Source organism: Kitasatospora sp. NPDC094019, assembly GCF_044764505.1.
Lineage (GTDB): Bacteria > Actinomycetota > Actinomycetes > Streptomycetales > Streptomycetaceae > Kitasatospora.
In genome coordinates this window covers 1-1811 of sequence record NZ_JBIWIF010000046.1, presented here as the reverse complement: position 1 = coordinate 1811, position 1811 = coordinate 1, and the positions used below count along the sequence as shown (strand labels likewise).

Here is a 1811-nt window from a genome sequence, read left to right as displayed (position 1 = left end):
GGTGACTCTGCTGGCGAAGTCGTTCGGGGTGGGTGTGGGACAGTAAGTGCCTGTTGGTTGTGGTGGGTTGGCTGTCTGTGGGGGTGGGTTGTGCTGCGTCCTGGTGGGGTGTCGGGGATTCCGGCGGAGACGGTGGCTCTGGCTCGTAGGGTTCATCCGCGTGGGACGGACGAGATGCGGGTGCGGGACGCGCTGGGTGCGTTGTTCGTCGACGAGGACTTCACCCGGGGTGAGTTCGAGGAGATGTACGCGGGCCTGGGACGGCCCGGGATCTCGCCGGCCCTGCTGGTGATGGTCACGGTCCTGCAGTTCCTGCACAACCTGTCCGACCGGGACGCGGCGGTGGCGGTGGCGGACCGGATCTCGTGGAAGTACGCGCTGGGCCTGGAACTGGAGGACACCGGGTTCGACGCCAGTGTGCTGTGCGAGTTCCGTGCCCGCCTGGTGACCGGGGACCGGGCCGACGGCCTGCTGACTCTGATGCTGGACCGCTTGAAGGCCGCCGGCCTGGTGCGGGCCGGCGGCCGCCAGCGCACCGACTCCACCCACGTGCTGGCGTGCGTGCGCCGGCTGAACCGGATCGAGTGCCTGGGCGAGGCCCTGCGCGCGGCCCTGGAGGAGATCGCCCTCACCAGCCCCGCCTTCGTCGTGGCGCTGCTGGAGCCCGGCTGGGACGAACGCTACGGCCGCAAAGTGGAGACCAGCAGGCTCCTGCGCCGCAAGAACGCCTCGGCGCTCAAGCTCGCCGAGCAGATCGGCGCCGACGGGCAGAGCCTGATCACCGCCGTCGACGCGGACCCGACCGCCGGGTGGATGAACGGCCTGCGACAGGTCAAGGTCCTGCGCGAGTTGTGGGACCAGCACTTCGAACGCACCGCAACGGGCGGCGCACCGCGCTACCGCGACACCGGGGAACTGCCGCCCTCGGCGATGCGTGTCCGCTCGCCCCACGACCCCGACGCCCGCTACAGCACCAAAGGCGTTCCCGGTGCCGGCGCCGTGGAATGGACCGGCTCCAAGGTCCACCTGAGCGAGTCGTGCGACGAGGACTTACCGAACCTGGTCACCGACGTCCACACCGCCTGCGCCACCGAACCCGACGTCAGCGCCGTCACTCCCGTCCAGGACAGACTCATCGCCCGGGACCTGGCACCCGGCGAGCACCTGCTCGACTCCGGCTACCCCAGCGGCGGGAACATCGGCGCCTCCCTCGAACGCGGCATCACCCTCGTCGCACCCGTCACCGTGAACACCGGCCGGGGCGCCCACAACGCCACCTTCAAACCGAAGGACTTCCACGTCGACCGGCAGAGCGGCACCGCACGCTGCCCCGCCGGAGCCACCAGCATCTCCATGCGGCCGAAGAAGAACGGCCTGATCCGTGTCGCCTTCGCCCGCGCCGACTGCCGGCCCTGCCCCGTCCGCGCCCGGTGCACCACCGCCGCACCCCACCTCGGCCGCAGCCTGGAGATCCACCCCGAACCGATCCACACCGCCCGGATGCGGATGCAGGCCGAACAGGACACCCCCCAATGGCACGCGGCATACCGGGCCCGCGCCGGGATCGAAGGCACCCTCTCACAAGCGGTGCGAGGCCCCGGCCTGCGACGATCCCGCTACCGGGGCCTCGCCAAGACCCACCTCCAGAACGTCCTCACCGGCATGGCCATCAACATCCGCCGACTCGGCACCCACTACGACACCACACCCGCAAACCCAGAACGCCGCCCCACCCGCATCCACACACTCTGCACCCAACACGGCATCGCAACAGCAGCCTGACCCCAACCAGCTACTTCGCCAGCAGAGTC

Annotated in this window: 1 protein-coding gene; it reads left to right on the top strand. The window is 70.2% G+C overall.

Translation table 11 applies throughout. The features are described 5' to 3' along the window. Positions 1 to 174: 174 nt before the first annotated feature. A complete protein-coding gene (locus tag ACIQ9P_RS39310) occupies positions 175 to 1782 on the top strand; it encodes an IS1182 family transposase (protein WP_402367340.1) in 1608 nt (535 codons plus the stop codon). The last annotated feature ends 29 nt before the right edge of the window (positions 1783 to 1811 follow it).